This is a genomic window from Acidovorax facilis (genome assembly GCF_023913775.1).
GTDB classification, from domain to species: domain Bacteria; phylum Pseudomonadota; class Gammaproteobacteria; order Burkholderiales; family Burkholderiaceae_C; genus Acidovorax; species Acidovorax facilis.
The window spans coordinates 1-2,309 of the sequence record NZ_JAMXAX010000250.1; the positions used below are offsets into that span (position 1 = coordinate 1).

The window sequence follows — 2,309 nt, forward strand, 5'->3', positions numbered from 1 at the left end:
TTGCGGCGTCGGATGCGGGGTCTTATGATCTTAGCAAGAGATTGAATTTTTGACATTCATACTTTTTCAAGATGGATAAAGTATCCCCCCCACTCGATCTGGCCGCCCTCGACATCTTCCGCACCGTGGCGGCAGAGGGTAGCGTTACGCGCGCGGCCGAGCGGCTGCAGCGCGTGCAGTCCAATGTGACCACGCGGGTGCGCCAGCTGGAGGCCGACCTGGGCACCCCGCTGTTCCTGCGCGAGGGCAAGCGCATGGCGCTCACGCCCGAGGGCGAGGTGCTGCGGGGCTACGCTGACCGGCTGCTGGCGCTGGCCGAGGAGGCTCGGCAGGCCGTGCGGCCAGGCCAGCCCACGGGACGCCTGCGCCTGGGCTCGATGGAAAGCACCGCCGCCAGCCGCCTGCCCGCCCCGCTAGCGCAACTGCACCGCCAGTGGCCCGGGGTGGCGCTGGAGCTGTCGACCGCGCCCACGCGCGAACTGCTGGTGCGGCTGCGCGCCCATGCGCTCGACGCCGTGCTGGTGGCCTGGCCGCCAGGGCAGTCGCCCGACCTTGCGCTGGAAGCCAGCCCCGTGTTCGCCGAGGAACTGATCCTGGTGCTGCCCACGGGGCATCCGCCCGTGTCCGGCCCGCAGGATGTGGTGCCCGGCACGCTGGCGGTGTTCGAGCCCGGCTGTACCTACCGGGGGGTGGCGCAGGACTGGTTCGCAGCCCGCACCCCACCCATGCAGACGCTGGAACTGGGCTCGTACCACGCCATCCTGGCCAGCGTGGCGGGGGGTGGCAGCGTGGGCATCGTGCCGCGCTCGGTGCTCCAGCTCTCGCCCCACGCCGCGCTGCTGGCCCAGCACCCCCTGACCACCCTGCAGACGCTGCTGGTGTGGCGCCACGGCTACCGGTCCGCGGCGCTGGATGCGCTGCAGCAAGTGTTGCGCGACTGACAACCCTTCTCTTCTTCCCTTTTTTAGCGAACGGAACGCCACCATGCCCCACCCCAGCCTGCGCACCGCCCTCTCCCTGCGTCTGCCCATCATCCAGGGGCCCATGACGGGTTCCGACACCCCGGCACTGGCCGCCGCCGTGTCTGCGGCGGGCGGGCTGGGCACCCTGGGCTGCGGCATGCGTTCGCCCGCCGCCATGGCCGAGGCGGCGGCCGAGGTGCGGCGGCGCACCGACCGGCCCTTCGGGCTCAATCTCTTCGTGCAGGACACGCCCGCGCCCGATGCGGCCACGGTGGAGCAGGCCGTGGCCCGCCTGGCGCCGCTGTATGCGGAGTTCGGCCTCACGCCCGCCGTGCCCGCGCGCTGGTGCGAGGACTTTGCGGCCCAGTTCGACGCCCTGGTCGAAGCGCGCCCGGCCGTGGCGAGTTTTACCTTCGGCATCCTGAACGCCGCGCAGGTCGAGCAGCTGCACAGCGCGGACTGCACCGTCATCGGCACGGCCACCACCGTGGCCGAGGCCGTGGCCTGGGCCGATGTGGGCGCGGACGCGGTGGTCGCATCGGGCATGGAGGCGGGCGGCCACCGGGGCACTTTTTTGGCCACGGGCCGTCTGCAGGCCGAAGGCCTTGCGCCCGCAGAAAAGGCCCCTGCCGCCAGGGGCCCCTCGCAGGCCGACTTTGCGGCGTCCATGGTGGGCACCATGGCCCTCATCCCGCAGTGCGTGGATGCGCTGCGCCCCCGGGGCGTGGCGGTGATAGCGGCCGGCGGGATCATGGACGGGCGAGGTATCGCCGCAGCGCAGGCCCTGGGCGCCGAGGCGGTGCAGATGGGCACGGCCTTCCTGGCCTGCGACGAGTCGGGCATCGGCCCGGCCTACCGCGATGCGCTGGCCCACGCCACCGGCACGGACACGCGTACCACCCGCGTCTTCTCGGGCCGCCCGGCGCGTGGCATCGTCAACACGATGCTGCAGCGGCTGCACGCGCACGAGGCCGATGTGCCAGCCTATCCAGTGCAGAACGCCCTCACCGGCGCGCTGCGCCGGGCGTCTGCCGAGGCGGGGCGGGCGGACTACCTGTCCCTCTGGGCCGGCCAGGGCGTGGCTGCGGTGCGCCCCATGCCAGCGGCGGCGCTCGTGGCCGTGCTGGAAGCGGAGTGGCGGGCTGCGCAGGCAGCCGTGGGAGCGCTGGGCGTGGAGCAGCCATAGAATGCTATTATTTTGATAGCTTTTAGCGCTTTATGGATAAGGGCGGTTTCAAGTCCAAGTGCAACAATCAAGTTAATGGACTGAATCGGGCTGTTGGGCCAAGCGAGCCAAATGCTCGGCATACACCTCAATAGGCTTGCTCCAGCCCAAAGTCATCCTGG

At 70.7% G+C, this 2,309-nt stretch carries 2 protein-coding genes; both read left to right on the forward strand.

Translation table 11 applies throughout. The features are described 5' to 3' along the window. The first annotated feature begins 71 nt into the window (after positions 1 to 71). Positions 72 to 941 (forward strand): LysR substrate-binding domain-containing protein, encoded by an 870-nt coding sequence (locus NFX52_RS29825; RefSeq protein WP_207402280.1) that lies wholly within the window; start codon positions 72 to 74, stop codon positions 939 to 941. A 43-nt stretch (positions 942 to 984) separates the two neighbouring features. Further along, on the forward strand, positions 985 to 2,148 hold the full coding sequence (locus tag NFX52_RS29830; RefSeq protein WP_207402281.1) for an NAD(P)H-dependent flavin oxidoreductase: 1,164 nt from the start codon (positions 985 to 987) through the stop codon (positions 2,146 to 2,148). The last annotated feature ends 161 nt before the right edge of the window (positions 2,149 to 2,309 follow it).